26 protein-coding genes are annotated in these 26,993 nt (G+C 57.0%); 11 read left to right on the top strand and 15 right to left on the bottom strand.

Annotated elements, in window-relative coordinates; translation table 11 throughout:
* Positions 1 to 51 precede the first annotated feature (51 nt).
* The 6 genes from KFE13_RS01920 to KFE13_RS01900 all read right to left on the bottom strand — a co-directional run bounded on the left by KFE13_RS01920 (position 52) and on the right by KFE13_RS01900 (position 4,489).
* Complete coding sequence (locus KFE13_RS01920) at positions 52 to 366, bottom strand: rod-binding protein (RefSeq protein ID WP_260705436.1); 315 nt, start codon at positions 364 to 366, stop codon at positions 52 to 54.
* Positions 363 to 1,508: a flagellar basal body P-ring protein FlgI gene (locus tag KFE13_RS01915; protein WP_260705435.1), complete on the bottom strand. Its 1,146-nt coding sequence runs from the start codon at positions 1,506 to 1,508 to the stop codon at positions 363 to 365. The genes KFE13_RS01920 and KFE13_RS01915 overlap by 4 nt, the downstream gene beginning before the upstream one ends.
* 19 nt (positions 1,509 to 1,527) lie before the next feature.
* On the bottom strand, positions 1,528 to 2,358 hold the full coding sequence (locus KFE13_RS01910) for a flagellar basal body L-ring protein FlgH (RefSeq protein ID WP_260705434.1): 831 nt from the start codon (positions 2,356 to 2,358) through the stop codon (positions 1,528 to 1,530).
* Positions 2,355 to 2,741 (bottom strand): flagella basal body P-ring formation protein FlgA, encoded by a 387-nt coding sequence (locus KFE13_RS18640; RefSeq protein WP_390891610.1) that lies wholly within the window; start codon positions 2,739 to 2,741, stop codon positions 2,355 to 2,357. Before KFE13_RS18640 ends, KFE13_RS01910 begins: the two co-directional genes overlap by 4 nt.
* A gap of 140 nt (positions 2,742 to 2,881) precedes the next feature.
* On the bottom strand, positions 2,882 to 3,670 hold the full coding sequence (flgG, locus tag KFE13_RS01905; RefSeq protein ID WP_260705433.1) for a flagellar basal-body rod protein FlgG: 789 nt from the start codon (positions 3,668 to 3,670) through the stop codon (positions 2,882 to 2,884).
* Between the two features lie 24 nt (positions 3,671 to 3,694).
* Complete coding sequence (locus KFE13_RS01900) at positions 3,695 to 4,489, bottom strand: flagellar hook-basal body protein (RefSeq protein WP_313900670.1); 795 nt, start codon at positions 4,487 to 4,489, stop codon at positions 3,695 to 3,697.
* Positions 4,490 to 4,552: 63 nt separating this feature from the next.
* Here KFE13_RS01900 and KFE13_RS01895 point away from each other — a divergent pair, with 63 nt between their 5' ends.
* Positions 4,553 to 4,978: a response regulator gene (locus KFE13_RS01895; RefSeq protein ID WP_260705432.1), complete on the top strand. Its 426-nt coding sequence runs from the start codon at positions 4,553 to 4,555 to the stop codon at positions 4,976 to 4,978.
* A 68-nt stretch (positions 4,979 to 5,046) separates the two neighbouring features.
* Here the strand turns inward: KFE13_RS01895 and KFE13_RS01890 are convergent, their stop codons facing one another.
* From KFE13_RS01890 to KFE13_RS01875, 4 genes are all read right to left on the bottom strand, one after another.
* The gene (locus KFE13_RS01890; RefSeq protein ID WP_260705431.1) at positions 5,047 to 5,994 is read right to left on the bottom strand and encodes a hypothetical protein; all 948 of its coding nucleotides are present in this window, start codon (positions 5,992 to 5,994) and stop codon (positions 5,047 to 5,049) included.
* 119 nt (positions 5,995 to 6,113) lie between these two features.
* The gene (gene ftcD, locus KFE13_RS01885; protein ID WP_260705430.1) at positions 6,114 to 7,034 is read right to left on the bottom strand and encodes a glutamate formimidoyltransferase; all 921 of its coding nucleotides are present in this window, start codon (positions 7,032 to 7,034) and stop codon (positions 6,114 to 6,116) included.
* Positions 7,035 to 7,082: 48 nt separating this feature from the next.
* Positions 7,083 to 7,814, bottom strand: coding sequence for an acyloxyacyl hydrolase (locus KFE13_RS01880; protein ID WP_260705429.1), 732 nt, complete (start codon positions 7,812 to 7,814; stop codon positions 7,083 to 7,085).
* Positions 7,815 to 7,911: 97 nt separating this feature from the next.
* Positions 7,912 to 8,652, bottom strand: coding sequence for a YebC/PmpR family DNA-binding transcriptional regulator (locus KFE13_RS01875; RefSeq protein ID WP_260705428.1), 741 nt, complete (start codon positions 8,650 to 8,652; stop codon positions 7,912 to 7,914).
* 329 nt (positions 8,653 to 8,981) lie between these two features.
* Between KFE13_RS01875 and KFE13_RS01870 the strand changes: the two genes are divergently transcribed.
* Entirely contained in the window at positions 8,982 to 9,932 is a 951-nt protein-coding gene (locus KFE13_RS01870; protein ID WP_260705427.1) for a gluzincin family metallopeptidase, read from the top strand.
* A gap of 60 nt (positions 9,933 to 9,992) precedes the next feature.
* On the opposite strand, the gene lysA is transcribed toward KFE13_RS01870, so the two are convergent.
* From lysA to KFE13_RS01855, 3 genes are all read right to left on the bottom strand, one after another.
* On the bottom strand, positions 9,993 to 11,288 hold the full coding sequence (gene lysA, locus KFE13_RS01865; RefSeq protein ID WP_260705426.1) for a diaminopimelate decarboxylase: 1,296 nt from the start codon (positions 11,286 to 11,288) through the stop codon (positions 9,993 to 9,995).
* Between the two features lie 17 nt (positions 11,289 to 11,305).
* Positions 11,306 to 11,617, bottom strand: coding sequence for a PspC domain-containing protein (locus KFE13_RS01860; RefSeq protein WP_260705425.1), 312 nt, complete (start codon positions 11,615 to 11,617; stop codon positions 11,306 to 11,308).
* Positions 11,618 to 11,858: 241 nt separating this feature from the next.
* Entirely contained in the window at positions 11,859 to 13,109 is a 1,251-nt protein-coding gene (locus KFE13_RS01855) for a tetratricopeptide repeat protein (RefSeq protein ID WP_260705424.1), read from the bottom strand.
* A 124-nt stretch (positions 13,110 to 13,233) separates the two neighbouring features.
* Here KFE13_RS01855 and KFE13_RS01850 point away from each other — a divergent pair, with 124 nt between their 5' ends.
* Positions 13,234 to 13,647, top strand: a complete 414-nt coding sequence (locus tag KFE13_RS01850; RefSeq protein ID WP_260705423.1) for a hypothetical protein — start codon at positions 13,234 to 13,236, stop codon at positions 13,645 to 13,647.
* On the opposite strand, the gene KFE13_RS01845 is transcribed toward KFE13_RS01850, so the two are convergent.
* A complete protein-coding gene (locus tag KFE13_RS01845) occupies positions 13,644 to 14,171 on the bottom strand; it encodes a DUF1569 domain-containing protein (RefSeq protein WP_260705422.1) in 528 nt (175 codons plus the stop codon). The genes KFE13_RS01850 and KFE13_RS01845 overlap by 4 nt on opposite strands.
* Before the next feature lie 29 nt (positions 14,172 to 14,200).
* On the opposite strand from KFE13_RS01845, the gene KFE13_RS01840 reads away from it, so the two are divergent.
* The 3 genes from KFE13_RS01840 to pnp all read left to right on the top strand — a co-directional run bounded on the left by KFE13_RS01840 (position 14,201) and on the right by pnp (position 17,565).
* On the top strand, positions 14,201 to 14,431 hold the full coding sequence (locus KFE13_RS01840; protein ID WP_260705421.1) for a hypothetical protein: 231 nt from the start codon (positions 14,201 to 14,203) through the stop codon (positions 14,429 to 14,431).
* Between the two features lie 134 nt (positions 14,432 to 14,565).
* Positions 14,566 to 14,832, top strand: a complete 267-nt coding sequence (gene rpsO, locus KFE13_RS01835) for a 30S ribosomal protein S15 (RefSeq protein ID WP_026393045.1) — start codon at positions 14,566 to 14,568, stop codon at positions 14,830 to 14,832.
* Positions 14,833 to 15,168: 336 nt separating this feature from the next.
* Positions 15,169 to 17,565, top strand: coding sequence for a polyribonucleotide nucleotidyltransferase (pnp, locus tag KFE13_RS01830; RefSeq protein WP_260705420.1), 2,397 nt, complete (start codon positions 15,169 to 15,171; stop codon positions 17,563 to 17,565).
* 73 nt (positions 17,566 to 17,638) lie between these two features.
* On the opposite strand, the gene KFE13_RS01825 is transcribed toward pnp, so the two are convergent.
* Entirely contained in the window at positions 17,639 to 21,280 is a 3,642-nt protein-coding gene (locus KFE13_RS01825) for a TonB-dependent receptor (protein WP_260705419.1), read from the bottom strand.
* A gap of 878 nt (positions 21,281 to 22,158) precedes the next feature.
* Here KFE13_RS01825 and KFE13_RS01820 point away from each other — a divergent pair.
* From KFE13_RS01820 to mobA, 5 genes are all read left to right on the top strand, one after another.
* Complete coding sequence (locus tag KFE13_RS01820) at positions 22,159 to 22,434, top strand: metal/formaldehyde-sensitive transcriptional repressor (RefSeq protein ID WP_260705418.1); 276 nt, start codon at positions 22,159 to 22,161, stop codon at positions 22,432 to 22,434.
* 123 nt (positions 22,435 to 22,557) lie between these two features.
* Complete coding sequence (gene tdh / locus KFE13_RS01815; RefSeq protein ID WP_260705417.1) at positions 22,558 to 23,592, top strand: L-threonine 3-dehydrogenase; 1,035 nt, start codon at positions 22,558 to 22,560, stop codon at positions 23,590 to 23,592.
* A 16-nt stretch (positions 23,593 to 23,608) separates the two neighbouring features.
* Entirely contained in the window at positions 23,609 to 24,793 is a 1,185-nt protein-coding gene (locus tag KFE13_RS01810) for a glycine C-acetyltransferase (RefSeq protein WP_260705416.1), read from the top strand.
* Positions 24,794 to 24,931: 138 nt separating this feature from the next.
* Positions 24,932 to 26,269, top strand: a complete 1,338-nt coding sequence (locus KFE13_RS01805; protein ID WP_260706880.1) for a dipeptidase — start codon at positions 24,932 to 24,934, stop codon at positions 26,267 to 26,269.
* A complete protein-coding gene (gene mobA, locus KFE13_RS01800; RefSeq protein WP_313900669.1) occupies positions 26,266 to 26,979 on the top strand; it encodes a molybdenum cofactor guanylyltransferase in 714 nt (237 codons plus the stop codon). Before KFE13_RS01805 ends, mobA begins: the two co-directional genes overlap by 4 nt.
* Positions 26,980 to 26,993 lie beyond the last annotated feature (14 nt).

The raw sequence follows: 26,993 nt of genomic DNA, 5'->3' as shown, positions 1-26,993 counted from the left end.
CGTCCTCCGTCTACTTGAGCATATCGGCGCAGCTTGAGCAAACTTTAGTACTCATTTTGAAATTTCCTGCCCAGATGCAGACGGCTCACGCGTAGAAAGCTGTTGAATAATCTGCCTTGCAATTCCTAAGCCTCCGCTCTTCGAGATGGCTTTTGCAACGGCCTCTGTGCCAAAGCTCGCAATGGTATCCATAGAGCTATCCTCGTTCTTCTCTCCGCTCAGATCGTCTTCACCGGATCGCATGGGCTTTAGGAGCTCCTGGAGCATCATTGCCTCAAACTGTTGCGCCGCATCCGCAAGTTTAGAGCGCCGCTCTGTATCGACAGACGGTAAATTTGTGTTTACGCCATCCAAAGTAACGGTCATAGGACTTCAATCTCCGCTTCCAGCGCACCGGCAGACTTCATTGCCTGCAGAATCGAAATGACGTCTCTCGCCGAGGCGCCGATTGTTTGCAGACTGCGAACTAGATCATCCACAGTAGCCCCCTGTTTCAGTTCAATTCTGTTGACGGGTTTGTCCAGAGCATCGACGCTGGTCTGCCGTACGACCTTCGTATCTCCTCGGCCAAATGCATTGGGCTGAGAGACCTGAAACTCACTCACGACATTGACGGCCAGCCCACCATGAAGAATCGATACCGGCTGTAGCACAACAGTTCCGCCAATCACCACTGTCCCTGTACGTTCGTTGACGATGACCTTCGCGCGTGGGAAGACGGGAACTTCAACCGATTCCACCTGTGCGAGAAAGGCTGGAACCTCCTCACCACCCGCAGCACTTAAGTTGATTCGCCTGCTGTCGACGACATGGGCTGCAGTGCGGCCAACGGCATGATTAATCGCTGAGGCAACTCCTTCTGCACTGCGAAAGTCGGCGTCGTTGAGCAAGAGCGAAAACTGGCGCTGTTCTGCAAAATCAAGCGGCACTGCGCGTTCGACGATGCCGCCATAGGGAACTCGCGCCGTGTTTGGATGATTCACCTGCTTTAGATTGCCGTTCGCTCCGATGGAGTATCCGCCAACGACCAGAGGGCCTTGTGCCTGCGCATAGATCTTTCCGTCGGCTCCGTACAGCGGAGTCATCAGCAGTAGGCCGCCTTCCAGGCTGCGAGCGTCTCCTGCAGAGGAGACGGTGATATCAAGCTTCGTGCCGGGCCGTGAGAACGGTGGCAGCGTCGCTGATACGAAGACGGCTGCCAGGTTCTGCACCCGAATGGCTCCTGCGGGGACGCTGACTCCCATGCGCAGCAACGTCGATGCCAGCGTTTGCGTTGGGAATGCCGTCTGCTGACTATCACCTGTACCTTGCAGGCCTACTACGATTCCGTAGCCAACAAGCTGGTTATCGCGTATGCCTTCAATCGTGGCAATGTCCTTTACGCGAGCCTGATGTGCAGTAGAGGTAATATCCGAAGCGAACGTTTGGGCAGATGCTATGGATAAAAGAGCAACATAAGCCCCAATGGATAGAAGCCATTTCGACGGTATGGATACCAGTTGTTTCATATCTGCATGGCCTCTGCGATTAGAAGATCAACGCCCGTTGCAACAACCTGACCAGAGCGTTTGGTCGGTGCGTATAGTCGGTAATAATTCCTTTGCCTCGAACCTCGAGCTCAAGGCTCGAAATCGCAGTCGAAAGGATCTGGTTCTGCTGTGAGATGTCTTCAGGGCGCACGATACCGCGCAGCACGATCGTTTGCGTCTGCTGGCTGAATTCCACCTGCCGCGCAGCCTCGATGACGAGCATGCCGTTCGGTAGCACCTCGATGACCTGGCCGCCAAGAATGGTGCTTAAGCTGGAGTTGGTGGCGCTTGTGCCCTGAGCATTCAGGCCCGCTGCAGAGTTCTGGTTAATAAGGTTCTGTAACGCGTTGCCCGCATGAAGGGTGCCGAAGAGATTCGAGACCTGTGAGCTTGCATTCGATGCGCGTGAGTTCTTCACGGTACCATCCGTCGATGCTGCCAGGCTCTCGGAGACAACGACAGAGATTAGGTCGTGAGGACGCATGGCGCGCACGTCCGTCATCATACGGGTGAGCCTGCCGCTGTCGTTCCAGATGGAACCGGCGGTTGCAGGAGAGGAGTTATACGTCCGTACTCGCTCCAGGTAAGACTCCAGCGACGTGGCTGCAGGATTCGGCTTCTGCTTCAAGGAAAGCTTATCGGCAATCGTTTGGGCATGCAGGCTTGCGGCCAACAGCAGCAGAAGGATTAATGCGGTGAAAAATGCAAACCGGTAAAGCTCAGACTGATGAGAACGGGACATGGAGAGCGCACCAAATAGCGCAGGAGTTGCTTCCTGCTCTGCGGGTATGAGTTCGTTTTCAGGTTGATTCGGCGTGCTTCGGCTCATGGTTCCATCTCCACGTCATGCGGTCCCAACACAACAGCCCGCGCTGTTCTAGGAAAAGAACCGAGGCCAGAAGTGCTTTCTGATGTTGCAAGACCCGGGAGGCGAACGCGTATAGTGTCCCCCAGCGCTCCGCCTTCCTCAGCAATGACAGCCATTTCGATACGGAGAAATTTTTCCTGGTTTCGCAGTCGAACCGTATCTCCGATATGCACGACAATTGAGGGATGTGCAATCTTGTTAGAAGATGCGCCTCCATCTCGCAGCAGCACTGTGTATGGAGGCCACTCGGGATGCTCGCATGAGCTTACGGTGGCCCATCTGCGCTGCAGTACAGGGTCCCATCGTACTGTCTGCACACGATATCCTGCAGGTGCAATCGCCATTTCGGTTGTGGCGACAGGAGATTTTGTCACGGGAACACATACAGCCGCAGATAAAGAGGTAGGGTGAAGAGTGACTGCACCGAAAAGCAATATTTTAAGATCAGATACAGGAACTCTCATTAACATCTCCGCTGGATTCTTCAACGAACCATGTTGTTGATCTGCGAGTACATGTCATCCGCAACGTGTACTACCTTTGAGTTGCTCTCGTAAGCGCGCTGCGCCAGAATCATCTGCACAAATTCAGCGACGACATCGACGTTCGAGTTTTCGAGATATCCCTGCTGCAGTGTTCCCATGCCTGTATTGCCACCGGGAACATCCGTAATAGCATTGCCTGATGACCCCGTTTGTTGAAACAGATTTCCGCCAATTGAGTTCAAGCCGCCCGGATTGGCGAAAGTTGCAAGCTGAATGGTGCCAAGCTGCGAAGGTGTTGCTTGTCCTGGGATCGTCGCCGAGATAACGCCATACTGTGAGATCGTGATGTTTGTAGCGTTCGAGGGGATGGTGATCGAAGGCAGGAGCGTATCTCCCTCGGCTGTTACGATCGTTCCTTGGTTGTTGCGATGAAAGTTTCCCGCACGGGTATAGGCAATTGTGCCGTCAGGCCTTGTGATCTGAAAGAACCCGGCGCCTTGAATCGCAAGATCCAGGCTATTGCCTGTCTGATTGAAGTCACCTTGCGTCATCACCATCTCCGTCGCAGCCGAACGCGTGCCGAGACCAATCTGCAGACCGGCAGCAGTGGTCTGCTGGCTTTCCGGTGACCCGGGAGTGATCATGTTCTGATAAATCATGTCTTCGAACTGGAGTCTGCGACGTCGAAATCCTGCAGTCGCAGAGTTCGCAAGATTGTTGGCGACGGTATCCAGGTTCGCCTGCTGTGCGCTCATACCGCTTGCTGCCGTATACAAAGCTCGAATCATGATGTGTGTCCTCTCAGGTGAAGCTCAGACTCGCGGCAGCTCTTCAGCCGCGGTCTTGTCAAAATCGTTATTGAAGACGCTGAGCGCCTTCTGCATCATCTCTGCCTGACGCTGCACCAGAACAAGCTGCATCGTGCCGTGAATGGCATCCTGATTGGCGCCTTCAATAGCGCCTTGCTGTATAGAGCCAGTGGCTGCGATCGGCTTGGCGTCGCCAGCCGCAAAACGGTTGACTCCCTCTGCCGTCAGCGCATATCGATTCGCGAAGTCGAAGATGCCTATCTGGCCAACCAGTGCGCTTCCGTCCTGGTTCGTAACGGAGACACTGCCGTCGGACGAGATACGAATATCTCCGCTGGGAATCGTGATGGTCTTTTGGTTCGCATCCAGTACCGGTTCTCCCTGGCTTGTCTGAAGAACTCCCGTTGAAGAGCGCGTAAATGCGCCATCGCGTGTGTAACGGACTCCATTAGCTGTCTGGACGGCGAAGAAACCCTGTCCTTGAATCGCCAGGTCGAGAGGATTGCCCGTGGCGGCAAGCTGTCCTTGCCCCATATCGAGCGCGTTGCCCCCCAGGATGCCGAAGCCGTTGACTGTCTGGCCGACCTGAGACTGCGCCAGCGAGTCGGCAGCGAGCCCTTCGACAAGAACACCGCGGAAGTAGTCGCGTTGTGCGCGGAAGCCGTTGGTGCCCGCGTTCGCTACATTGTTGGCGGCGGTGTCGAGCGCCTGCGTGCGAGCGGCCAGGCCGGTGTATGCGGCATAGAGTCCACTGTCCATGCCGGAGACTGAAGCAGGTCGCGTGCCAAAGTTCGGCATGCTTGCGTTAGAGAAAATTTAGGCAGAAGGGAGCGCTCTCAAGAATTGCGGGAAAGAGACGATATGAGAAAAGGAGAGTCGAAGACGAGCGGAGGACAGGTGCGGGCATTAATCATTGATGATTCGGCGGTGATGAGAAAGGTGATCGAGCGGGCGCTGCGGCAGTCCGGTCTCGAACTGACTGAGGTGGTGGAGGCTTCAAACGGGGAAGAGGCGCTTGCTGCGCTGCGAGCCGATAGCGACAGTGCGGCCAAGATTGGCCTCATCATGAGCGATATCAATATGCCGGTGATGGACGGACTACAGTTTCTTGAGGCGCGGCGAGATCAGAAGCTCGCGCCTGGCGTTCCGGTTGTGATGATTACGACGGAAGGAAGTGAGCCATTCGTCCTGCGGGCGATCGCTGCCGGAGCGCAAGGTTATATCTGTAAGCCATTCACAGCGGATCAGGTGAAGGCTCGTGTGATGCCGTTGCTGACTGCGGCCTGAGTTCGTAAAGCAAAAGAAAGAAGGGCAGCTTGTCGGAGCTGCCCTTCTTTTGTCAGAGCGAAGGTTTGTTATCGTGTGACGACAGACTGGAACAGCGGCGAGTTCAGCAGGCTGGCGAACTGACTGTCGGAAGATGAGTAGGCAACCGTCAGCGTGCCGGAGTTCGAGTCGATGGTTGTCTGGTCGAGCGCAGACTTCTCAAGCGGTGAACCCTGCGTCTTCTTCATCAGCGAGACACCCTTCAGAAGCGTTGCGCAGGTCGCCGCGGTCATCGTATCGCTCATCACGACGGCCATATCGAACTTGACGCCGTTCTGGAAATCCATCGTGTAGCGAGCGCTCTTCATGCGGTTGCGAACTGTATCGTAATCCGCCAACTGCGATGCTTCGCCAAGCACAGAGCGCATCATAGTCTGCGTACCTTTCTGGTCGAGCAGACTCCAGACGGCGCGCTGATCAACGGCGAGCATCTCGTTCACCATGTCACCGTTCTGCAGGAAGTTCGAGGTAAGTCCATCGCGGGCGTCGAGGGCGGCTTTGACGGACTCGCGGTCACCGAAGACCATCGTCGTCTGGTTCAGGAAGACGACGCTCATGCCGTTCTGACCCATGGGATAGATGCTGTTGTTGCGCAGCATCGCGGGCTTGGTCTTGTTCTTGGCAAAGTTCGCCATGATCTCGCGGGTATGGAACTGACCCTGCGCAATGCCGACAATGCGGGTACCCTGAGCGCCTTCGCGGAACGCGGCGAAGGTAAGAATGTCCGCATCCTGGTCGACCTTGAGGCCGGAGGTCTTCAGCGCCTGCTCCAGACGCTTCAGCTCGGGCGGCAGCACGCGGTCCTTCAGATCCATGGCGGCTTGCGAGTTCTGCATCGCACGGTAGTCAACGACGATGATCTGCTGAACGTCGCGTGGGATGGCTGCCTTGGCATCGCTCGACAGTTGTGCTGCAGGCAGCAGTGTCGTCGAGAGCGCCAGGGCTGCGAGGGGGAGGATGGTCTTGAGGGTATGCAATGAAGTGCTCCTTGAGCGTGATTCGAAGCTCAACGCTTTATTCTTTCGTGTTTGGACTGCGGCAAGCAAGTCTTGGTATCTGCCACTTTGGACGTACAAACCACCTATTTCGTGAGATATCAAGCGGTCAGCCAGTTCAGAGGTTTTTCCAGCCTCCGCTCGATGACCTTCTCGGCGGGGTCAAAGTTCGGAATACGGGTGATCCACTCGGCCCCTTGCTCGTAGGCGGCCTGCGGAATAAGGCCAATCAATTCACTGTCATCTAACTCTGCACCATGACGATGGGCGAGCTCTTGGATTCTGGCATAGACCTTGGCCATAGGCACGGTCTGATAGTCCGTGATGTTCATGGTCACCTGAGCGCGGCCATTGGCGAGGACGCCCAGTGCTTTGACGCCGTACAGGCCTCCATTCGAGGCCCTGATATCACGGGCGATAGCACGGGCGGCAGTAACGTCGGGCTGACGGAGGTGAACGTTATAGGCGATGAGGAAGCTACGCGCTCCAACGGCTGAGGCTCCTGCGGTCTCGTGCAACTCGGGTCCGCCGATATCGGGACGTCGCGAGGCGTCTTTGTGGACTGCGTCGCGTAGACCTTCGAACTGGCCGCGGCGAACATCTTCGAGCTGTTGGCGATCCGGCCTGGCTGCTGCGGCTCCATAGAAGTAGACGGGGATGCCGTAACGCCGCCAGATTTGCAAGCCGGCCTGCCGGGCGAGCAGGGCACAGTCGGCCAGAGATGCTTTGCTGACCGGGATAAAAGGAATGACATCGGCGGACCCGATGCGTGGATGCACGCCATTCTGCTTCGTGAGGTTGATCAGATCTGCTGCTTTGCCAGCGCCGCGAACAGCGGATTCGATGACAGCTTCAGCCGGGCCTGCAATGGTAACGACTGAGCGGTTATGTGCCGTGTCGAGCGACCAGTCGAGCAGACGGACGCCATCGACCTGCATGGCGGCGACAATTCGACTCACTTTAATAGAATCGGTTCCTTCAGAGAAGTTGGGAACGCACTCGATGATCGCTTCGGAGTTCATGTTTCAAGACCTAAGGTTAGACAGCCAGGGTTACAGGGATGCAAGGCGTTACTTCCACCATGTGTAGCCAACCGAAAATTGTACGCTTGCATTGACCCCGGGGTTTTTATCGCCGAGTGACGCGGATGAGATGTGAATGGCGTTAGCCCCGAAATCGATCGAGCGGTTGGGCTTGAGGAAGTAGTGCACGCCTCCACCGAATTGCGGCGTGAAGTTCCAGACGCTGGTATTGGCAGCCGGGCCGTCGTTATTGACGTTGTAGGGAGGTCCACCAAAGGGAGGGTATTTGTGATTGGTCCAGATAATGCCGCCCCCGCCCTGTGCCCAGGGAACGATCTTGCTATGGCCGGAACCAGTAAAGTTCCACTTGAGCAATATGGGTGTAATCGATACACCGCTATAGGTTCCGCCAACCGTATATGGATCGGAGCAAACGTTGGGAGCCGTGCATAACCGGCGTTGGAATTTTGGCGTGTAGGACTGCCAGAAGGGAAAGACCTCGATGCCGTATTCAAAGTTGCCGTGCAGGAGCCCGGGGCCGAAGTTGGAGGTGAGCACCTTGCCCGTGCGTCCGCCGACCATGAGGAATTTAAAGTCGTTGCGGTCTTCGGTCACGCCAAAACCGCCCTGCGCGAGGACGCCGATGCCGAGCGGACGCGAGATGGAGTTGAAGGGAGTCGAGGAAGCAGGTTTGGCCTGCGCATGAGCGAGAGCAGATGCGGCGATGAGGAAGAGAGCCAGCATGCAGTGCCTGGCGGTGCGGCGGATTGTGTTCGTCACTCTTGTTTGCTCCTGGCTCTTTTTGATTTTGTTCGTGAAGTGCAGAAGAAAGGCCGCCGATGGTCGGCGGCCCTCAAAATACGATAGACCGCTCGGCTCAGCCTGCGACAGGTGCTTCGTCCATATCGAAGTTCGAGTAGACGTTTTGCGTGTCGTCGAGGTCTTCGATCGTCTCCAGAAGACGAATCATGGCATTAGCCTGTGCGCCTTCGAGCTTGGTGTAGGTCGAGGCGATCTTAGTGACCTCGGCGTGCTCTGTGGCGATGTTGGCGGCTTTGAGGGCATTGGTCACAGCCTCAAAGTCCTTGGGGTCGGTGAGGACTTCCCAGTTCTCCCCCTCGTCGGATAGGTCTTCAGCTCCGGCTTCGAGGACGATCTCGGTCAGCTTCTCTTCGGAGGCAGCGTCTTTCGCGATGGTGATTACGCCCTTCTTGGTGAACATCCACGAGACGGCACCTTCGGCGCCGAGGTTGCCGCCGTTCTTTGAGAAGGCGTGGCGGATTTCGCTGACGGCACGGTTTTTGTTGTCGGTGAGGACATCGACGATGATGGCGACGCCGCCGGGGCCGTAACCCTCGTAGGTGATTTCTTCGTAGCTGGCGCCTTCAAGCTCACCGGTGCCGCGCTGGATGGCACGCTTGATATTATCGTTCGGCATGTTCTCGGCCTTGGCGGCGGCAATGGCGCTGCGCAGGCGCGGGTTGCCGTCGGGGTCGCCTCCGCCGAGCTTGGCGGCGATGGTGATTTCCTTGATCAGGCGGGTAAATATCTTGCCGCGCTTGGCGTCGAGGGCGCCCTTCTTATGTTTAATCGTCGCCCATTTTGAGTGGCCGGACATGTACAACCTCAGTCTTTGTGTAATTACGACCTTGCGATTCTAGCACGTTGCGAGAAGGGTTCCCACCCCGTACGAATTTGCGCAAAGTCTTAGGACGAAAAGAGTTATTGGCGCGGTTACCTTGGTTCCCGCAGTCTCGGGATCGCTTCCGAGAGCGTCTCTTTGGGCCCTGTTTCTATTATAGCGAGCCGGCGAAATTAATCGGCAACGTGTAACCCTATTAGTTTTATTGGATTAGGGGAAAAGGGGACTTGACAGGATTTTTTGACCGGGAGTTTGTTGTATCCACGAGCGACCGGAAGCCGTCGAACGGGTGAGGCGGTCTGCGGATGAGCTCAAAGAGGCGATGGGTGGGAGCGGGGGCGCTTGTGCTGGCCGTAGCCGGATACGCGCTGCAGTTTCGGGGCGATGGGAAGGTGGATTCGTCTCATGAGGTTTCTGTGGGGGGCGCGACGATCCAGGTTGATTTTGCGCAGGGGCCACTGGACCTTGGGATCGGGCCAGTGGTTGAGCGGATCAAGGGCGCGGCACACGCGGTGGCGATGTATTACGGGAGGTTTCCCGTTGCGAGAGCCCGGGTTCTGATTGTTCCGGTTCGGGACCGTCATGGCGTCTTTCGTGGGACGACGTGGGGTGGTGTGGGAGGGTTTGCGGGATTCACGAGGATCAGTCTTGGTCAACAGACGACGGAGAAGGAGTTGGCCGACGACTGGATGATCACGCATGAGCTGTCGCATATGGCCTTTCCGAATCTTTCGGATGAGCACCATTGGATGGAGGAGGGATTGGCTACCTATGTTGAGCCGATTGCCCGGGTGCAGGCAGGAGAGCTTTCGGCGAAGGCAGCGTGGCGGGACATGATGGATGGGATGCCGAAGGGCGAGCCGCAGAGTGGGGACGAGGGGCTGGACCGGACGCATACGTGGGGGCGGACCTATTGGGGCGGCGCGCTGTTTTGTCTTGCTGCCGATGTTGAGATTCGAAAAGAGACGAAGAACAGGAAAGGTCTGCAGGATGCTTTAAGGGCAATCGTGGAGGCAGGCGGAACGATCGATCAGGATTGGCCGATTGAGCGTGCGTTCGAGATTGGGGACAAGGCGACAGGGACGCGGGTGCTGACGCAGATGTATGCGAAGTGGAGCGATGCTCCTGTGCGGGTTGATCTGGATGCTTTGTGGAAGGAGCTTGGAGTGCGGCGCGTGGGAGAGGGAGTGGAGTTGGATGCTACGGCTCCGCTGGCGGCGGTGAGGGATGGGATTATGCGTGGGAGCAGGCTATGAGCGGCTGTGCCGCTTCGCGCAGGATGACACGTTCTGTAGCTTGTGGTGGCGATAGCGAAGCTAGAGAAGTTCGGGGGCGAGCTGGTCGCGCACGGTTTCGCGGCGCCGAATGAGTTTGGCTTTGGTGCCTTCGACGAGGACTTCGGCGGGGCGGGGGCGGGAGTTGTAGTTGGAGGAGAGGCTCATGCCGTAGGCTCCAGCGTCGAGGAGAGCTACGAGGTCACCGGGTTTGACTGCAGCGATAGCGCGGTCGCGGGCGAAGAAGTCGCCGGATTCGCAGACGGGGCCTACGATGTCGGCGGTGATGGATTTTCCGCTGGACTGGCGGACGGGGACGATCTCGTGGTGCGCGTGGTAGAGCGCGGGACGGATGAGGTCGTTCATCGCGGCGTCGGTGATGACGAAGGTTTTTCTGCCGTTCTTTTTGACGACGAGGACGCGGGTGAGGAGCGCTCCTGCCTGCGCGACGAGGAAGCGGCCGGGCTCGAGGAGGAGATGGGCCTTTTCGTCGGCGAGGCCTTTGGCGAGAGCTGCGGCATAGCGCTCGACCTGGTGTGCTGCGTCAAAGGGAGCGTCGGAATAGTCGATGCCGAGGCCGCCACCGGCGTCGATGGCGCGAATGTCGTGGCCGTCGCGACGAAGCTGGGCGACGAGTGCGGTGACGCGTTCGAGTGCAGCGGCGAAGGGATCGACCTTGCGGATCTGCGAGCCGATGTGGACGGAGACGCCGTAGGGCTCGAGCCATTTGGATTTGGCGGCGCGGCGGTAGATGGCGCGGGCTGCCTTGATGTCGATGCCGAACTTGTGCTCGGAGAGGCCTGTGGAGATGTAGGGGTGGGTTTCGGCGAAGACGTCTGGGTTGACGCGGAGAGCGAAGCGGGCGCGGATTCCGAGGGATTCGGCACGTGCGGCGAGGAGGTCGAGCTCCATCTCGGACTCGACATTGAACTGGAGGATGCCGGCTTTGAGGGCGGCGTCGATCTCCCACGCCTGCTTGCCGACGCCGGAGAAGACGACTTTTTTGAGCGCAGGCTTGTGCGCTTTGCGCACGCGCTCGAGCTCGCCGCCGGAGACGATGTCGAAGCCTGCACCCTGTTTGCCGAGCAGGCGCAGGATGGCGAGCGAGGAATTGGCTTTAACGGCGTAGCAGACGGTGTGTGGGCGCGAGGCGAAGGCCTGCTGGAAGAGCTGGAAGCGATAGGCGATCTGCTGCGCCGAGTAGACGTAGAGCGGCGTTGCATACTCGGCGGCGAGTGCCGCGAGGCTGACCGAATCGCAATGAAGCGTGCGGTTGCGATAGGTGAAGGGGCGTGCATCGATGGGGGATGCTTGCTTCTTTGCGGCGGCCTTCTTCAAAATGCTGTTGCTCTCTTTCAGTTGCCGTTGGTGGGCAGGGCGTAGGGCTCTTCGGGAATGATGATCCAAGCGATGAAATAAGCGAGGGCTCCGGCACCGCTGAGACAGATGATCGCGACGATGATGCGGACAAGAGTGACGTCCCATCCGTACTGCCGGGCGAAGGCGGCGCAGACACCGGCGATCATGCGGTTATTGCGCGGACGCAGGAGTTGGCCGGTATAGCTAAAGGGAGGCGGAGGCGTCGCGGTATCCGCAATCGGAGCACCACAAGCGGGGCAGAAGCGGGAAGATGGATCCAATGGCTTGCCACAACGAGTACAGAACATGGGAGATCTCCTAAGGGGAGCGCGTTTTTATTTTGTCACAGCTTTGGTGCAACTCCCCAGGGGAGATACGCGGAGATGGGAAGGAAAGTTCGCGTCATAAGTATTGCAGGTTGCCGTCTCTGTTGGCGCTAATGAGCGTCCTGCAAAATGCGGGGATTCCTCGACTCGCCTCGGCTCGCTCGGAATGACACTTTCTATAGATGCTCATCTATAGCGACTCAGCTAAAACTGCCCGATAAGATCAGCTTCCGGTGTAGGGAGTCTTGAGGTACTTGCGGGCGGTGTCGGCCTGGGACTGGTCGCCTCCACCGGCGGAGGCCTGTTTGTATTGTTCGACGGCCTTGTCGCGCTGGTGGAGCAGATCGAACATCTCACCGGCATTGAGCTGGGCGCGGCGCTTGAGCCAGTCGCTGCACTTGGGCTGGGCGGCGGCGTTGAGGTAGTTCTGTGCCGCATCGGCGATGAGGTTCTGGCCGCGTTGTGTGTCGGCGAGTCCGAAGTATGTCATCTGCAAACGCGGGTCGACGAAGAAGCCAGGCTTGCGGGCGTCGTCGAGGACTCGCTTGTAGGCGGCGATGGCTCCGGGGCCGTCGCCTTTGTCCTTGGTGAGATTGGCTTCTTCGAGGCGGAAGAGGTAGTCGTGGGGGTAGTCCTGCGCGAGGCCGTGCTGGACGGCGAGAGCTTCGGGGTAGCGGGCATCGTGGCGGAGGAAGAGGGAGAGCGCGGTGCGGCACTCGATGGGATTGACGGTGCCGTGAGCAGCGCATTCACGCAGGAGGTCGAGGCCTTTTTCTTTGTTGCCGGTGACGCCGGTGATGCCGATCATGATGCGGAGAATGCGTGGAAGGGAGGCGACAGCGAACTGCTGGATGCCAACGGCCATCTTGGCGTCGGCGTAGTTGGGGTCGATGCGGAGGGCCTGTTCGCTGTCCTGACGTGAGGAGAGACCCTGGCGGGCGGCACCGACGTAGCTGTGATCGACGAGGGTGATGAAGGATGCGTGCATGCCTTTGGCATAGCCGCGTGCGAAGTAGGCGTTTGCATCGTTGGGGTTCTGTTTGATGATCTGGTCGGCTTGTGCAATGGCCTGATTGGTGAGCTGTTCGATACGGTCGCGCGTGGCCTGGGGGACGGGGACGTTGCGCTTGGAGGTGAGGAAGGAGTCGTGTGCGTAGTAGGTGGTGTCTAGCAGGTCCTGGTGGTAGAGCTCGCGGAAGACGAGCGTGAAGAGGACGTAGTTGGTCGCCATGGGGTTCTGCGGATTGGCGCGCTGGATGGCCTCGAAGCGGGAGAGAGCACCGTCATAGTCGAGGTTGTAGAAGTGGATGTGGGCTTCGCGGACCTCGGGAGTGAGGTTGAGGGGATCGGTGTGCGGGTTGACCTGTGCGCGCAGGGAAGTGACGGCAGTCAACAGCACCAAAACGGAACCCAGAATGGTACGCAGGGAACGAGAGGAGAGATAGAAAACGGTGCGGCGGCTTGTCGGCATCATTTATTCGTAGAGTCGGTGTATAACTCGTCCTATGTTAGACGTTCGCAGCCGTAAAAGCGCGGGTCCTGGCACGGTGGCTCCCGAGTGTATTTTCATTCTGCATTGAAGGACTCCAAGGACTCCGATGACACGAGCTGAGTTGTTACAGTTGCTGGTGGGCCAGGCGCATGCCAATGGGTTTCCTTTTAAGAAATGGTATGTTGCGAAGCTCGGGTTGCCATGGACAGACGGACAGGCGGCGATCGAGACGCTGGCGAAGGAAAAACGCTACTACGCTTTGCTGTTCTCGCATGAGTTTGCTTCGCACTTCTGGAAGGCGGGCGAGACGATGACCTTCGAGGTGCCGACGCAGACCTTCAAGCGAAAGATGCCTGATGGGAGCGTTGCCACGGTGACGCGCAAGGCCTATACGCGGCGGAGCGCGCGTGAGGACGCGTGGCGGTATCATCTGCGTGAACTGGCGATGGCTGAGGAGCCGCTTCGTTATATGCGCCGCTACCTGCGCGTTGAGGAAGACCTGACGGAGCCGGAAGATTAGAGGCGGTGGGCGCGGCGGATGGCAAGGATCTGCCGGATGTGATGGCGTCCGTGCGTGAGGTGGAAGCGTCGCCACTGAGATGCGCTGAGAGGGCCGAGAACGAAGTGGCTCTGGCAGGGAATGGAGCCGAAGGTTTCTTCGGCCTGGGTGAAGATGTCATCGAGGCGGAGAAGCGCTTTTATCACTTCGTGGGTGAGCTGCTCGCCTGAGAGCGGTGTTGTTTCTAGGGACGGTGTGACTTCAGGAGGCGCCTGCCGGCCACCGGGCATACGGCCCAGAGTTAGAACGACGAACTGTATGGCGCGGTGTTGTGGCCTGGGCCTGGAGAAAGTGGGACGGCCTTTGGCAAGGCGGGATTCGAGCGCGGTTGCTGTGGAGTTGTACGTGAGCAGTAGATGCTGGACGATCTGCTGAATGCTCCAGCGCGTTGTGTCGTCGGTGAGGTGGAACTGGGTCTGGTTGGCATTGAGGCCGCTGAGAGAGGCAGAGAGATCGTGTTCGAGTTGGTCGAGGGTGGAATTCACAGCGTGGCACGAAGGTTACACTGAGAGAGATGATGGAAGGGATACGGTTCATCTGGCAAGCGACGAAGGGGCATCGGCTGCGGCCGTGGCGAAGCCCGTACCTGAGGTGGCGTCTGGAAACATACTCGGGCAAGTGGGCCGAGGCGGTGACGCTGAAGGACTTCTGGGCGCTGGCATGGGGCGAGAAGCGGCAGGCGGCAAGGTTTTTGCGCTGGCTGGGCGAGATGCGTGGCTACTCCACGGAACAGCGTAGGCCCTGAAGCAGGCGACTTTGCGGTGTCCGGGAGATGGACAATCTGCGGGGAGCGGGGTGCTCATTGCCTGCACTTGCGGGCGATGTTATTCTTTTAGCAACACTAAAGTGGACTAGAAGAATCAGGAGTAAACGAAAGCTGTGCTAGCACCTGCCAAGAAAACTGACATTATTGCGAAATTTCGCACACACGACTCGGACACCGGGAGCCCAGAGGTTCAGATTGCGATTCTGAGCGAGCGTATCGGTGAGCTGACCGAGCACTTCAAGACCCACAAGAAGGACCACGGATCGCGTCGCGGGCTGCTGATGCTCGTGAGCAAGCGCCGTCGTCTGCTGGATTATCTGAAGAAGTGCGATGCCGACCGCTATCGCGATGTGATCGGCAAGCTGGGTATCCGCAAGTAACCCGCATTCCCGGAGACATCATTTCAACCATGGAAGCATGCTCGGCCTGCTTTATTCCGGCAGCAGATTCCGCTGAGGGCTACAAAAAACTGCCCAATTGCTGGAGCCGCTGATGAAGTCACTCGTGGCAAGTGGAACGATTGCCATGAAGGCTGGACGATGCGAGCCGGCTGAAGCCGAATCATCCCATGAAGAAATTAACAGAGTGCAGCCTGCCTACGGTCTGGAGCTAGAACGGGCCGAAGGCAGCCTGCACTCTTTTTAGCGTCAGCGGAACAGATTGTCCTATGACGCGCACGAACAAGTTTCCAATACGAAGAGAAAAGAGAGAACACTATGAAACAGGACGTCACTGTAGAGCTTGCCGGCGGCAAGCAGATTAAATTTGAGACGGGGCGCATGGCCAAGCAGGCCTCGGGCGCCGCGCTGACGACGAGCGGCGATAACGTAATTCTGGCAACGGCCGTTGCTGCTCCGGACCCGAAGGAAGGCATCGACTTCTTCCCGCTGACCGTGGAGTATCGTGAGTTTGCTTATGCGGGTGGACGCATTCCCGGCGGCTTTATCAAGCGTGAGGGACGCCCGAGCGAGAAGGAGATTCTGACCAGCCGTCAGATCGATCGCCCCATTCGTCCGCTGTTCCCGGAGGCCTTCCGCAACGAGACGCAGGTGGTTGCGTTTGTTTACTCGGCGGATAAGGAGAACGACCCGGATGTTCTCGGCATCAACGGCGCAAGCTGCGCGCTGGCGTTGAGCGATATTCCGTTCCATGGCCCGGTGGGCGCTGTGCGCATTGGTATCGTCGATGACCAGTTCATCGTGAACCCGACCTATGCGGAGCGCGAGAAGAGCAAGCTGAACATCATGGTCGTCGGCACGAAGGACGGCATCGTGATGATCGAGTCCGGCGCGAATGAGATTCCGGAAGAGCGTGTGGTGGATGCGATTGAGTTCGCTCACGGCGAGATCAAGAAGATCTGCGCTGCGATTGAAGACCTGGTGGCTCGCGCGGGCAAGAAGAAGCGTCTGGTAACGGCCGTCGAGACGGATATGGAATACCTGAACGCACTGAAGAACAAGATTGGCGCGAAGCTGGCAGATGCACTCGATACCAAGAAGCATCCGAAGTTTGAGAGCTATGCCAAGGTGAAGGAGCTCAAGGACGAGTTGAAGGCCGAGCTTTCGCCAGAAGACTCCGACGGCGCGAAGAAGCTGAGCAAGTACTATGAGCTGCTGCGCGAGAACATCTTCCGCGAGCAGGTGCTGAATGATCGTATCCGTCCGGATCATCGTGCGTTCGACGAGATTCGTGCGATCGATATCGAAGTAGGCGTGCTTCCGCGTGTGCATGGCTCAGCACTGTTTACCCGTGGTGAGACGCAGGCGCTGGTTTCGGCGACGCTTGGTATCGCCGACGATGCGCAGCGCATTGAGACATATGAGGGCGAGGTCAAGAAGCGCTTCATGCTGCACTACAACTTCCCGCCGTTCTCGGTGGGCGAGGTGGGCAGGATGAGCGGCGTGGGACGTCGCGAGATCGGTCATGGTGCGCTGGCGCATCGTGCGATTGAAGCCGTGCTGCCGCCTGAGGATGAGTCGCCGTATACGCTGCGCGTAGTGTCGGACATTCTGGAGTCGAACGGTTCGTCGTCGATGGCGACGGTATGCGGCGCTTCGTTGTCGCTGATGCAGGCTGGCATTCCGCTGAAGGGCGCGGTTGCCGGTGTGGCGATGGGACTGGTAAAGGAAGGCGACAAGTATGCCATCCTGACCGACATTGCCGGTGCTGAGGACCACTACGGCGACATGGACTTCAAGGTGGCCGGAACGCGCAATGGTATTACCGCGCTGCAGATGGACATCAAGATCATGGGCATTACGCCGCAGATCATGCGTGAGGCGCTTGAGCAAGCGCGTCGCGGCCGTCTGTTCCTGCTGGACAAGATGGATGCCGTGATCGCAGGCGCGAGCGAGGAGAAGTCGAAGTTCGCTCCGCGCATCCACACGATGCAGATTCCGACGGATAAGATCCGCGACCTGATCGGGCCAGGAGGTAAGGTTATCCGCGGCATCATCGACGCGACGGGCGTGAAGATCGACGTGGATGATTCGGGCCGTGTGAACGTGGCTTCAAGCGATGCCGATGGCCTGGCTCGCGCGATCCAGATGATCAGCGACCTCACGGCTGTTCCTGAGGTTGGCAAGACGTATCTGGGTAAGGTTGTTCGTCTGGCGGAGTTCGGCGCATTCGTCGAGATCTTCCCTGGCACGGATGGTCTGCTGCATGTCTCGGAGATTGCCGAGCATCGCGTGAAGGAAGTGAAGGATGAGCTTCGCGAGGGCGATCAGATTCTGGTGAAGGTGCTGGCGATCGAAGGCAACCGCATCAAGCTGTCGCGCAAAGCTGTGCTGCGTGAGCAGCGCGCGAAGCTGGGTCTGCCGGAAGTCGCTCCTCTGAGCGGTGATGGTGAGGGACGTGGACCTGTTCCGCAGGCTCCTGCAAATGCAGAGGCCGAGGACTTTGAAGACGACGAAGAGTTCGAGGACGGTGATGACGAAGGAGCGGAAGAGCCGAACTTTAACCGCGCCGATGCACCGGCTCAAGGGGCTCCGCGTCCGGCCGGCCAGGGCGCTCCAAGTGGACAGCGTCGTCCGGGCGGACGTCGTCGTCGCGGCGGTCGTCGTGGCGGTAGTGGCGGCGGATCGCATCAGGGCGGCGGCAACCATCAGTAACCAATTAGGGCAAAGCAAAACAAGAAGGGCCACGATCATCGTGGCCCTTCTTGTTGTTAAGTGCTTAGCCTGATCAGAAGCGGAACCTTGCAGCAATCTGACCGATGCGTGGATCGGCGGCACGCAGAACGTGACCAAAGGTTGCATTGCTGATGTTTCCGTCGACCGAGGCGTTTGGGTAGAACTGCGCGTGGTTGAAGACGTTGAACATTTCCATGCGAAGCTCCAGCGAGCGTCCTTCGGTTACTCGCGTGATCTTTTGCAGAGCCATGTCGTAGTTGTCGATTCCGGGGCCGTAGAACATACGCCGCTTGGAATTGCCTTGTGTGCCGAGGGCATTGGGCGTAAATGCGGCGGTGTTGAAATACGGTTTTCCATTGCGCGGGTTGTGGTTGATGTCGAACCCCGTCCCGTCGTAGTTCGGCATGTCGATGCTGATGCCGTTTACGCCGTTATTCTGCACCTGGACGAGATAGTTATCTCCTGAGCTTGCGAATGTGACAGGGAGACCGGTTGCGAAGCGTGTTACTCCGGACAGATTCCATCCGCTGGTCAAACGACCTGGGCGGAAGAAGTGCTCGAAGGGAAGTGCGTAGCTGTAGCTGATGACGAAGTTGTGTTTGATGTCGAAGGCAGAGATGCCATCGAGACGGCGGTAGTCGTATGGATCAACCTGCTCCTGGATACTGGACGTCTGATCGTAAGACTTGGAGAAGGTGTAGCTGGCAAGGAACTCGAGCGGGCCGGTGGTTCGCTTGAAGGTTGCCTCGAGTCCGTTGTAGTGCGAGTTGCCCATGTTCTGGTAGTAGGCGTCTGTGCCGATGGTGTTTGGGAACGGACTGCGGGTTCCGTTGACAACTGTTCCGTCGGCGCGCGTAAAGACGAGGTTCTCTGTAAACGGGCCACAGAGTGGAGAGCCTGGCGCCACATCCGACGGCTGGCTGAGGCTGAGGCACAAAGCCGGATTGCCGGGATTTGCACTGCGCACCGTTAGCAGATGGCGGCCAAGCGAGCCGATATAGCCGATGCTTGCGACAGTGTTCTCTCCAATCTGACGCTCGATCGTCAGGTTGTATTGCATCGCATAGCTGGTCTTGTTCTTGTAGTAGACGCTTCCTGCTCCACTGATCGGAACGTAACGACTCCAATCAACGTTGTTGTCAGGGTTAGAGGGTGAGACGTTGTACGACGGCACGTTGACAGGGAACTGCTGCAGATATTGCGTGCCTGTGAGTGCGCCGATGAATGGAGTTTCCATCACTGGAGCTTCGGGGCTGGTGTAAGTCAATCCATACGGAGGATTGCCGGTTGGGTAAGCAACCGTCAGACCCTGTGGCGAGGTGAAGAAGCGTCCGCCACCAAGACGGATGCTGGTTTTGCCGGGGCCACCGGTAAGCTTGCCGATGAAGCCTTCGGTTACGCCTGGAGAGTATGCCAACCCAAAGCGCGGCGAGAAATTGTTAAGCGGTGTTGGTGCGATGCCAGCGGGAATACGGCCTCTGCCAGGCAACGGGTCGCCGGGTACGAGGTAGCCCAGAGGTGCGCCGGGGAAGGTTGCAGACTGTACGCCTTCGACGAAGGTTGTGGTCTGGTGATACTTCTCGGCCCACGGCGTCACGTAGTCCCAGCGAATGCCGTAGTTGATGGTCAGAGTAGGACGAATGCGGAGGCTGTCCTGCGCGAAGAGTGCCCCGTTGGCTGCCGACTCGTAAAAGGTGGGTGAGGATTGCTGCGAGTAGTAGTCGGGCAGGCCAAGCAGGAAGTCTGCATAGTCATTGCCGGTTGACTGCGTGCCTGCCGCAGCAAAGGTGTAGGTTCCGTTGGCGACAAGATTCGGATTCTGCTTGACCTTATACCAGATGTAACGGCCGCCAGCCTTGAAGTTATGGTTCCGCCACACGTGTGAGATGGAGTCCGACAGATCGTAGGTGCTGTTGACCTGTCCCAGCGAGAAAGGATTGGTACCTACGGTGAAGGTGTTGAAGATGAGTGCCTCGACGCCTGCCTGTTGCGGGAAGCCCTGAATGATTCCCTGGCCGCCAGCCTGTATGCCCTGGTCGGCAAGCGTAACGCCTACTCCGCCTTTTGGCTGGCCGATCTTGTTGTCCAGGCGCGTCAGTCCGAGTCGTGCTTCGTTGACTGTATTCGGTCCGAAGGTGCGGATGTTGCTGAAGACGAGTGTCGAGTCGGAGCCGAAGGAGAGAGCGTTATAGGCGAAACCATTGCCGGGAACGGTGGCGCCGCCCAACGTGCTTGGGTAGGGATCGTCGAGGTGATAGGGATTGTGGAAGAAGTAGATGGATGATGCGCCAAAGCGTGGCGAATTGAAGTCAACTCGTGCGCCGTATTTGTTGTCGTTGAGAGTGCGCTTGTAGGCCCCGCTCGAAAATTTGTCTACGCCGATATTGGGCATGGGGATGTATTGCAGCATCTTTTGCGGAGCTCGGCCCCATGCACGTTTGGGGATGATGCCATCAGGAAAAATCTGCGAGAAGGATTCACCCTGCGTAACCTGATAGCCAAGACGAGTTGAGAGTGTTTGCGCGAGGTAAGGACCGTTCACGACTCCGGTGAATGCCGACGCTGAGCCGAAGTCGCCCTGACGGTTTGCCATAGAAGGCACGTTGACATAGCCGGTTTCGATGCCCTGGGTAGAGCGCTGGCCCTGATAGTCGGCAAAGAAGAAGATTTTTTCTTTGCGGATCGGGCCACCGATGGTAGCGCCGTACTGATTTTGATGAAACGCAGCGCGCTCTGGCGAGAAGTAGTTCCTTGCATCGAGGTGTGTGTTGCGGAAGAACTCGAATACGCTTCCGTGGAAGGAGTTCGTGCCGGATTTGGTGACGACGTTGATGATGCCGCCGGTGAAGCTGCCGTACTCCGCATCCACGTTGCTGGAGAGAATGCGGAATTCTGCAATGGAATCCAGATTTGGAATAATGCCTGCCTGCTGACCGATTGTTTCCTGCACGCTTGCGCCATTCAGGTTGTATGCATTGTCTGACTCTCGCTGACCGTGGATAGAGAACTGACCGGTGTTCGATTGACCCGCAGCCGGTACACTGCCGAATCCACCGCCGGAGCTGGAGTTGCCTGCGCTGCTTGTGGTGATGGGGGAAACCCCAGCTTGTACGGCAAGCAGGTCAGTATAGCTGCGTCCGTTCAGCGGGATATCGAGAATCTGCTTGCTCTGAATTGTCTGGCCAAGCTGTGTATCGGTTGTGTGCACTTCGGCGGTGTTTTCTGAGATGGTGACAGAGGAGTTGTCTCCAGCAACCTGAAGGACAACATCGATTGCCAATGCACTGTTGACATCGATCTTCAACTGGCTGGTTTGCTTGTAGGGGGCAAAACCGTCAGCGATAACATCGAGCTCGTACTGTCCGATTGGCACGACAGGAAAGGTAAATACGCCGCTGGCGTTGCTCTTCGTGTCTTGTGTCATCCTGGTGCCGAGATGGATGAGGGTTACGCTGCTGTTGGCAATGACGGCTCCGCTGGGATCTTTTACGGTGCCCGCGATTCTGCCGCCTGTCTGTGCGTTGGCATGGATGGACGCGGCGAACCAGATCAATACAACGGCGACCAGAAAACCAAGGGGAACGATGACAAGCTCCTGAAGGTCTGACCGTCTATTGTGTCTTGGAGCGCCATCTTCTGCGCGTAGATTGGTGTTATACGTCCATGCGTCATCGAAAAGTTTGCGGTGTTCCATGTTCTTTCTCCAATTGCGATGCGCCTGTCGATTGGGCACACCACGAGTGTTCTGGGCAGATGCAGGGTTGCATCCGCCAGTGGACTCGTGCGATCGCCGTGAGTTGCGGTCGCGGTGTTGTGAGGAACTCGAATAAAACCAGGAGCTCGCTCTCAGTGAATCTCTCCAGAGGAAGCGAGCAGCAGTTTGTCGCTACGCTTCGATGGAGTAGCCTCCGGCCAGCGGAGGCTCGCTTTCTACGGGTTCTTCCATCTCACGTTCTCCTTACTGCCTGGTGTTGGATTGAGTTTGTGTTGGTACTTCGATGGCGCCGCAGTGCACATTTATGCCGTGCGGCCTTCGTTAGCTAAGCGCACCGTGCGCATAGGTGCCCCTCTTCAGAGGGCAGAGCCCCCGAGAGGAGAGAAGAGGAATGGAGATGTGGATGGCCTGGAATGATCCAGACAGACTTCAGCGGCGCTTTGGGGTCACCTGTAGGGATCCAGGTGCAGCCCAGATGATTCATTCCGCGGTCTAGAAAGAGAAGGTTCTTCATGACACTTGCCTCATACCGTTTTATGCAGGCGCAATCGCGCCTCGTCGTAGAGTGACGAGTGGCGTCGGCATAGCGGCATAGATTGGGAGGGCAAGTCGATGGCAGGCTGCAATCAACTCACGCTCAAATACAGGTATGTGCTGTAAATGAGCTGGCAGGGCGGCGCTACGATCGAGACGGGGCCTTACGTGAGCTCAGTACAGCCCAGATTGAATCCCCGACTACTCGGAGGCTCCTGTGCAGACTCAGTACTCATTTGTTAGTTTCCTAAGAGGCGCTGATTCCAGATCATCGTCTCCAGGAATAACCATACCCCCATAGGGTATATGCGTCAAGAGGAAATATGTCTCATCTAGCCAGTGAAAAGCAAAAACTCGTTGCGCGTATCAAGCGCATCAAGGGGCAGGTCAATACGATCGAGAACTCGCTTACCAGCGGAGACGATTGCGCCGATATCCTGATGCTGCTTGCCAACGTTCGCGGAGGGATCAACAGCCTGATGGGAGAGGTGCTGGAGGATCACATCCGTTTGCATCTGCTCACGCCCGAACGCAAGGGGGAGCCGCCGCAGGAACTGGCGGAAGATCTGATTGATCTGGTGCGCTCTTATCTGAAGTAAATCGCCGGACGGTTGCTGAAATTCCTAAATTGTGTATCGTAATGTTTCTTTTATTTTTGTTTTGTTTCCTAAATGCGGATAGTCTAGGAAAGATCGAAATCTCCTGCGAAAGGGATCATAGAAATGAAGGCACTGGTAAAAAGCAAAGCAGAGCCGGGACTTTGGCTGGAGGATATCCCCGAACCGGCCGTGGGCATCAACGATGTACTCGTTCGTGTGCGCTATACGGGAATCTGCGGAACAGATGTTCATATTTACAACTGGGATGACTGGGCGAAGAAGACTATTCCTGTCCCGATGGCGATCGGGCATGAATTTGTCGGAGAGGTCGTTCGAGTCGGCTCGAATGTAAATGATTTTTTTCCAGGCGATATCGTCAGCGGAGAAGGGCACGTTGTATGTGGCCGCTGCAGGAACTGCCTGGCGGGCAGGCGGCACCTTTGTGCTCACACGCAAGGGGTTGGGGTGAATCGCCCTGGAGCATTCGCGGAGCTGATTTCGCTGCCGATGACGAATATCTGGAGGCATAATCCTGGGATCAAGCAGGAAGTAGCCGCCATCTTCGATCCGTTCGGAAATGCCGTACACACCGCTCTGTCGTTTCCCGTGCTGGGCGAAGATGTTTTGATTACCGGCGCCGGGCCCATCGGCATTATGGCGATACCCGTTGTGCGCTACGCTGGCGCTCGGCACATTGTTGTTACGGATACCAATTCTTCGCGTCTTGGATTGGCAAAAAAAATGGGTGCGACGTTGGCCATCAATCCAAATGAAGTGTCCATTGCTGAAGCCCAGAAACAACTTGGAATGCTTGAGGGGTTCGATGTCGGTCTGGAGATGTCGGGCAGCCCGATTGCGTTGCGCGACATGATTGAAAACATGAGCCACGGCGGCAAGATTGCTATTCTCGGTATTCCGTCTCAGGAGATGCCGACAAACTGGCGTCAGGTGATCTTTAATATGCTCACGATCAAGGGCATCTATGGGCGTGAGATGTATGAGACCTGGTACAAGATGACCGTGATGCTTGAATCTGGCGTGGATATTTCGCCGATCATCACGCATCGATTCGCCTTTGATGAATTTCAGAAGGGTTTCGACGCCATGATTTCGGGCAGCGCCGGTAAAGTGATTCTCGACTGGACTAGTTTGAGCTGAGATTGAAAGGGTAGAGATGTACGGAACATTTCAAAACCATCTGCAGGCGAAGCTTTCAGAGATTAAGAAGGCTGGGCTCTATAAGAGCGAGCGAATCATTGATGGACCGCAGCAGCCAGAAGTGTCTTTGGGAAAAGACATCACGGTTCTGAACCTGTGCGCGAACAATTACCTGGGGCTGGCGAATCATCCCCAGGTAGTAGAGGCAGCGCAGAGCGCTCTGCGGGAGTGGGGCTATGGTCTGGCGAGTGTTCGCTTTATTTGCGGGACACAGGCCATCCACAAACAATTGGAAGAACGTCTTAGTTCGTTTCTCGGAACGGAAGACACGATTCTGTATGGCTCGTGCTTCGATGCCAACGGTGGCCTGTTTGAAACTCTGCTTGAGCAGGAAGACGCGATCATCTCGGACGAGCTGAACCATGCGAGCATTATCGACGGTATCCGTCTCTCAAAAGCTGCCAGATTTCGCTATCAAAATGGCGATATGCAGGATCTTGAAGAGAAGTTGAAGGAAGCGAGCGGAGCAAGACATCGCATGATTGCAACCGACGGCATCTTCTCAATGGATGGCTATATTGCAAAGCTGGATCGCATATGCGATCTGGCAGAAAAGTACAACGCTCTAGTGATGGTGGATGACTCTCATGCTGTCGGTTTTGTTGGAGAGCATGGGCGTGGAACTCCCGAAGCCTGTGGAGTAGAAGGCAGGGTCGATATCCTGACGGGCACGCTGGGCAAGGCCCTGGGAGGCGCGAGTGGCGGCTATATCAGTGGGCGTAAAGAGATCGTTGACCTTCTGCGGCAGCGCTCACGACCCTATCTGTTTTCGAATTCAGTGGCACCCCCTATTGTTGCGGCATCGTTGAAAGTTTTGGATCTCGTGGGGCAATCTTCTGATCTTCGCGAGCGACTGCGCGAGAATACGCAGCTGTTCCGTAAGCGAATGACGGAAGCTGGGTTTAATATTCTTCCAGGCGAACATCCTATTGTGCCTGTGATGTTTGGCGATGCCGTTGTTGCTTCCCGTATGTCAGAGCTGCTGCTTAGCAAAGGTATCTATGCGGTGGCGTTCTCTTATCCTGTGGTCCCACAGGGCAAAGCGCGTATTCGCACGCAGATTTCGGCTGCGCATACACGGGAAGAGATTGAGTTCGCCATAGCCAAATTCATTGAAGCCAAGTCTGAGCTGTCACTATAGAACGGCAGCGTTGCTGCAGCGGTACGGGTGCTGAGCAGTTGCATATACTTGAGGGGTTAGGAGTCTTAAACCGTGACAGTACAGACATCGGCTTCCGTTGAGTTTGCAAGGAAACATGGAACGAGATTCGTCGAGGAGATGAAGGCGCTTCTGCGTATCCCGTCGATCTCAACGCTGCCGGAACATGCTGGAGATGTGCGGCGTGCGGCGCAGTTTGTTGCCGATGAGTTGAAGCGCATTGGCATGGAGAACGTGCGTTTGATTGAAACGGCTGCGACCGATCATCCCGGAGGCCATCCACTTGTATATGCCGACTGGCTGAAGGCTGGCTCTGGCGCTACTACCGTGCTTTGCTACGGGCATTACGATGTTCAGCCGGCAGAGCCGCTGGATGAGTGGAAGTCTCCTCCGTTTGAACCAACGGAGCGCGATGGGAATCTGTATGCTCGCGGCGCAGTGGATGACAAGGGGCAGATGTGGATGCACGTTAAGGCGCTGGAGTCGTTGTTTGCAGCGAATGGCGGAAGGCTTCCTGTCAATATACGTGTGATTGTTGAGGGCGAAGAGGAAGTTGGAGGAGAGGGAATTGCGCGCTTTGTGCGTGAGCATGGGGATCAGCTAAAGGCCGATGTGGCCGTGGTGAGCGATACGGAGATGTTCGCTCCGGACCTGCCGACCTTGTGTGTTGGTCTGCGAGGGATGATCTATACGGAGATTGAGGTTCGAGGTGCTCGTACAGATCTGCACTCGGGAATGTACGGGGGCGCTGCGCCGAATCCTTTTGTGGCATTGGCACAGATTATCTCGAAGCTGAAAGATGCCGATGGACGCATTCTTGTGCCGGGCTTCTATGACAAGGTAGCGAAGCCGACTGTGGATGAATTGAAGGCGTGGAAAGCGCTTCCTTTTGACGAGGAACATTTTCGCCAGGCCGAAGTGGGTTCGTGTGAACTGACAGGAGAGCCAGGATACAGTGTGCTGGAGCGTATCTGGGCACGGCCTACGCTCGATGTCCACGGAATGCCAGGGGGCTTTATTGGATCTGGCGCGAAGACGGTGATTCCGGCGAAGGCGCTGGCGAAGGTGAGTATGCGGTTGGTTCCAGATCAGATTCCTGTGGAAACGTTTGGGGCGTACAAGGCGTATGTCGAGTCGATTGTGCCGAAGGGCGTGGAGGCGGATGTTCGTCTGATTCATTCAGGCGATCCAATTGTGATCTCGACGGACAATCCGTATGTGAAGTCTGCGACAGAGGTGATGCGTGAGGTCTTTGGCAAGGAGACGGTCTTTGTACGTGGGGGCGGATCGATCCCCATTGTGGGCGATTTTGTGCGCGAACTGAAGACGCCCACGCTGCTTATGGGTTTCGGTCTGCCGGACGACAATCTGCATGCTCCGAATGAAAAGTTTCATCTCGCGAACTTTCATCGCGGCATTGAATCGCTTATTCGTTTCTTTTCGAATGTCGGTGCATGATGCAGGCCAGGCCCTGCCCGAACCTTACAGGCTATGTGCTGGCGGGTGGGCGCAGCAGGCGCATGGGAAGGGATAAGGCTTTTCTCCAGTTAGGGAACAAGCCTCTGGTGCAACTTGCTGCTGAGAAGCTTCGATGTGTGGCCAGTGAAGTTAATGTGCTGGGGAATCGATCTGAGCTTGCGTCTTATGGGGCGCTCGTCGCAGATCTGCATGCAGACAGCGGGCCGTTAGGTGGCATCGAGGCGGCAATACGGCACACCCCTACTGATTGGATTCTGATTCTGCCCGTCGATATGCCGTTTCTCCCGGCGGCGTTGCTGGAGAACTGGGTTCATTGCGTAATGGAATCTGCAACGGCTCGTATATCTTTCTTTGTTGTTGAAGGGAAGGCGCAGCCGGCTCTATCGATGCTACATCGCGAACTGGCCCCTTTTATTGCCGATGCGGTCGAGGAGGGGAGATTAGGTCTCTATATGGCGCTCAGTGATGCAGGACGCATGCTTGCTGAGCGCTACAGGCTTCCAGTGGAAGATGTGCTGCTTTCTTTCGCGTGGGGCAAAGATGTTGCAGAGATGCCTTTTGCGGCGCTTGAAGCATCTCTGACGGCAGAACAGCGGGCGACGAGGCATCTCTGGTTTGCAAATCTGAATACTCCCGAGGAGTTTGTCGCAGCTGAGGCCTTTGCCGATGTTCTGGATTCTGTGCGCTAGAACGTTGTATCGAA

It is taken from the genome of Edaphobacter flagellatus (genome assembly GCF_025264665.1).
Classification (GTDB): domain Bacteria; phylum Acidobacteriota; class Terriglobia; order Terriglobales; family Acidobacteriaceae; genus Edaphobacter; species Edaphobacter flagellatus.
This window is presented reverse-complemented; position numbering and strand designations above follow the sequence as displayed.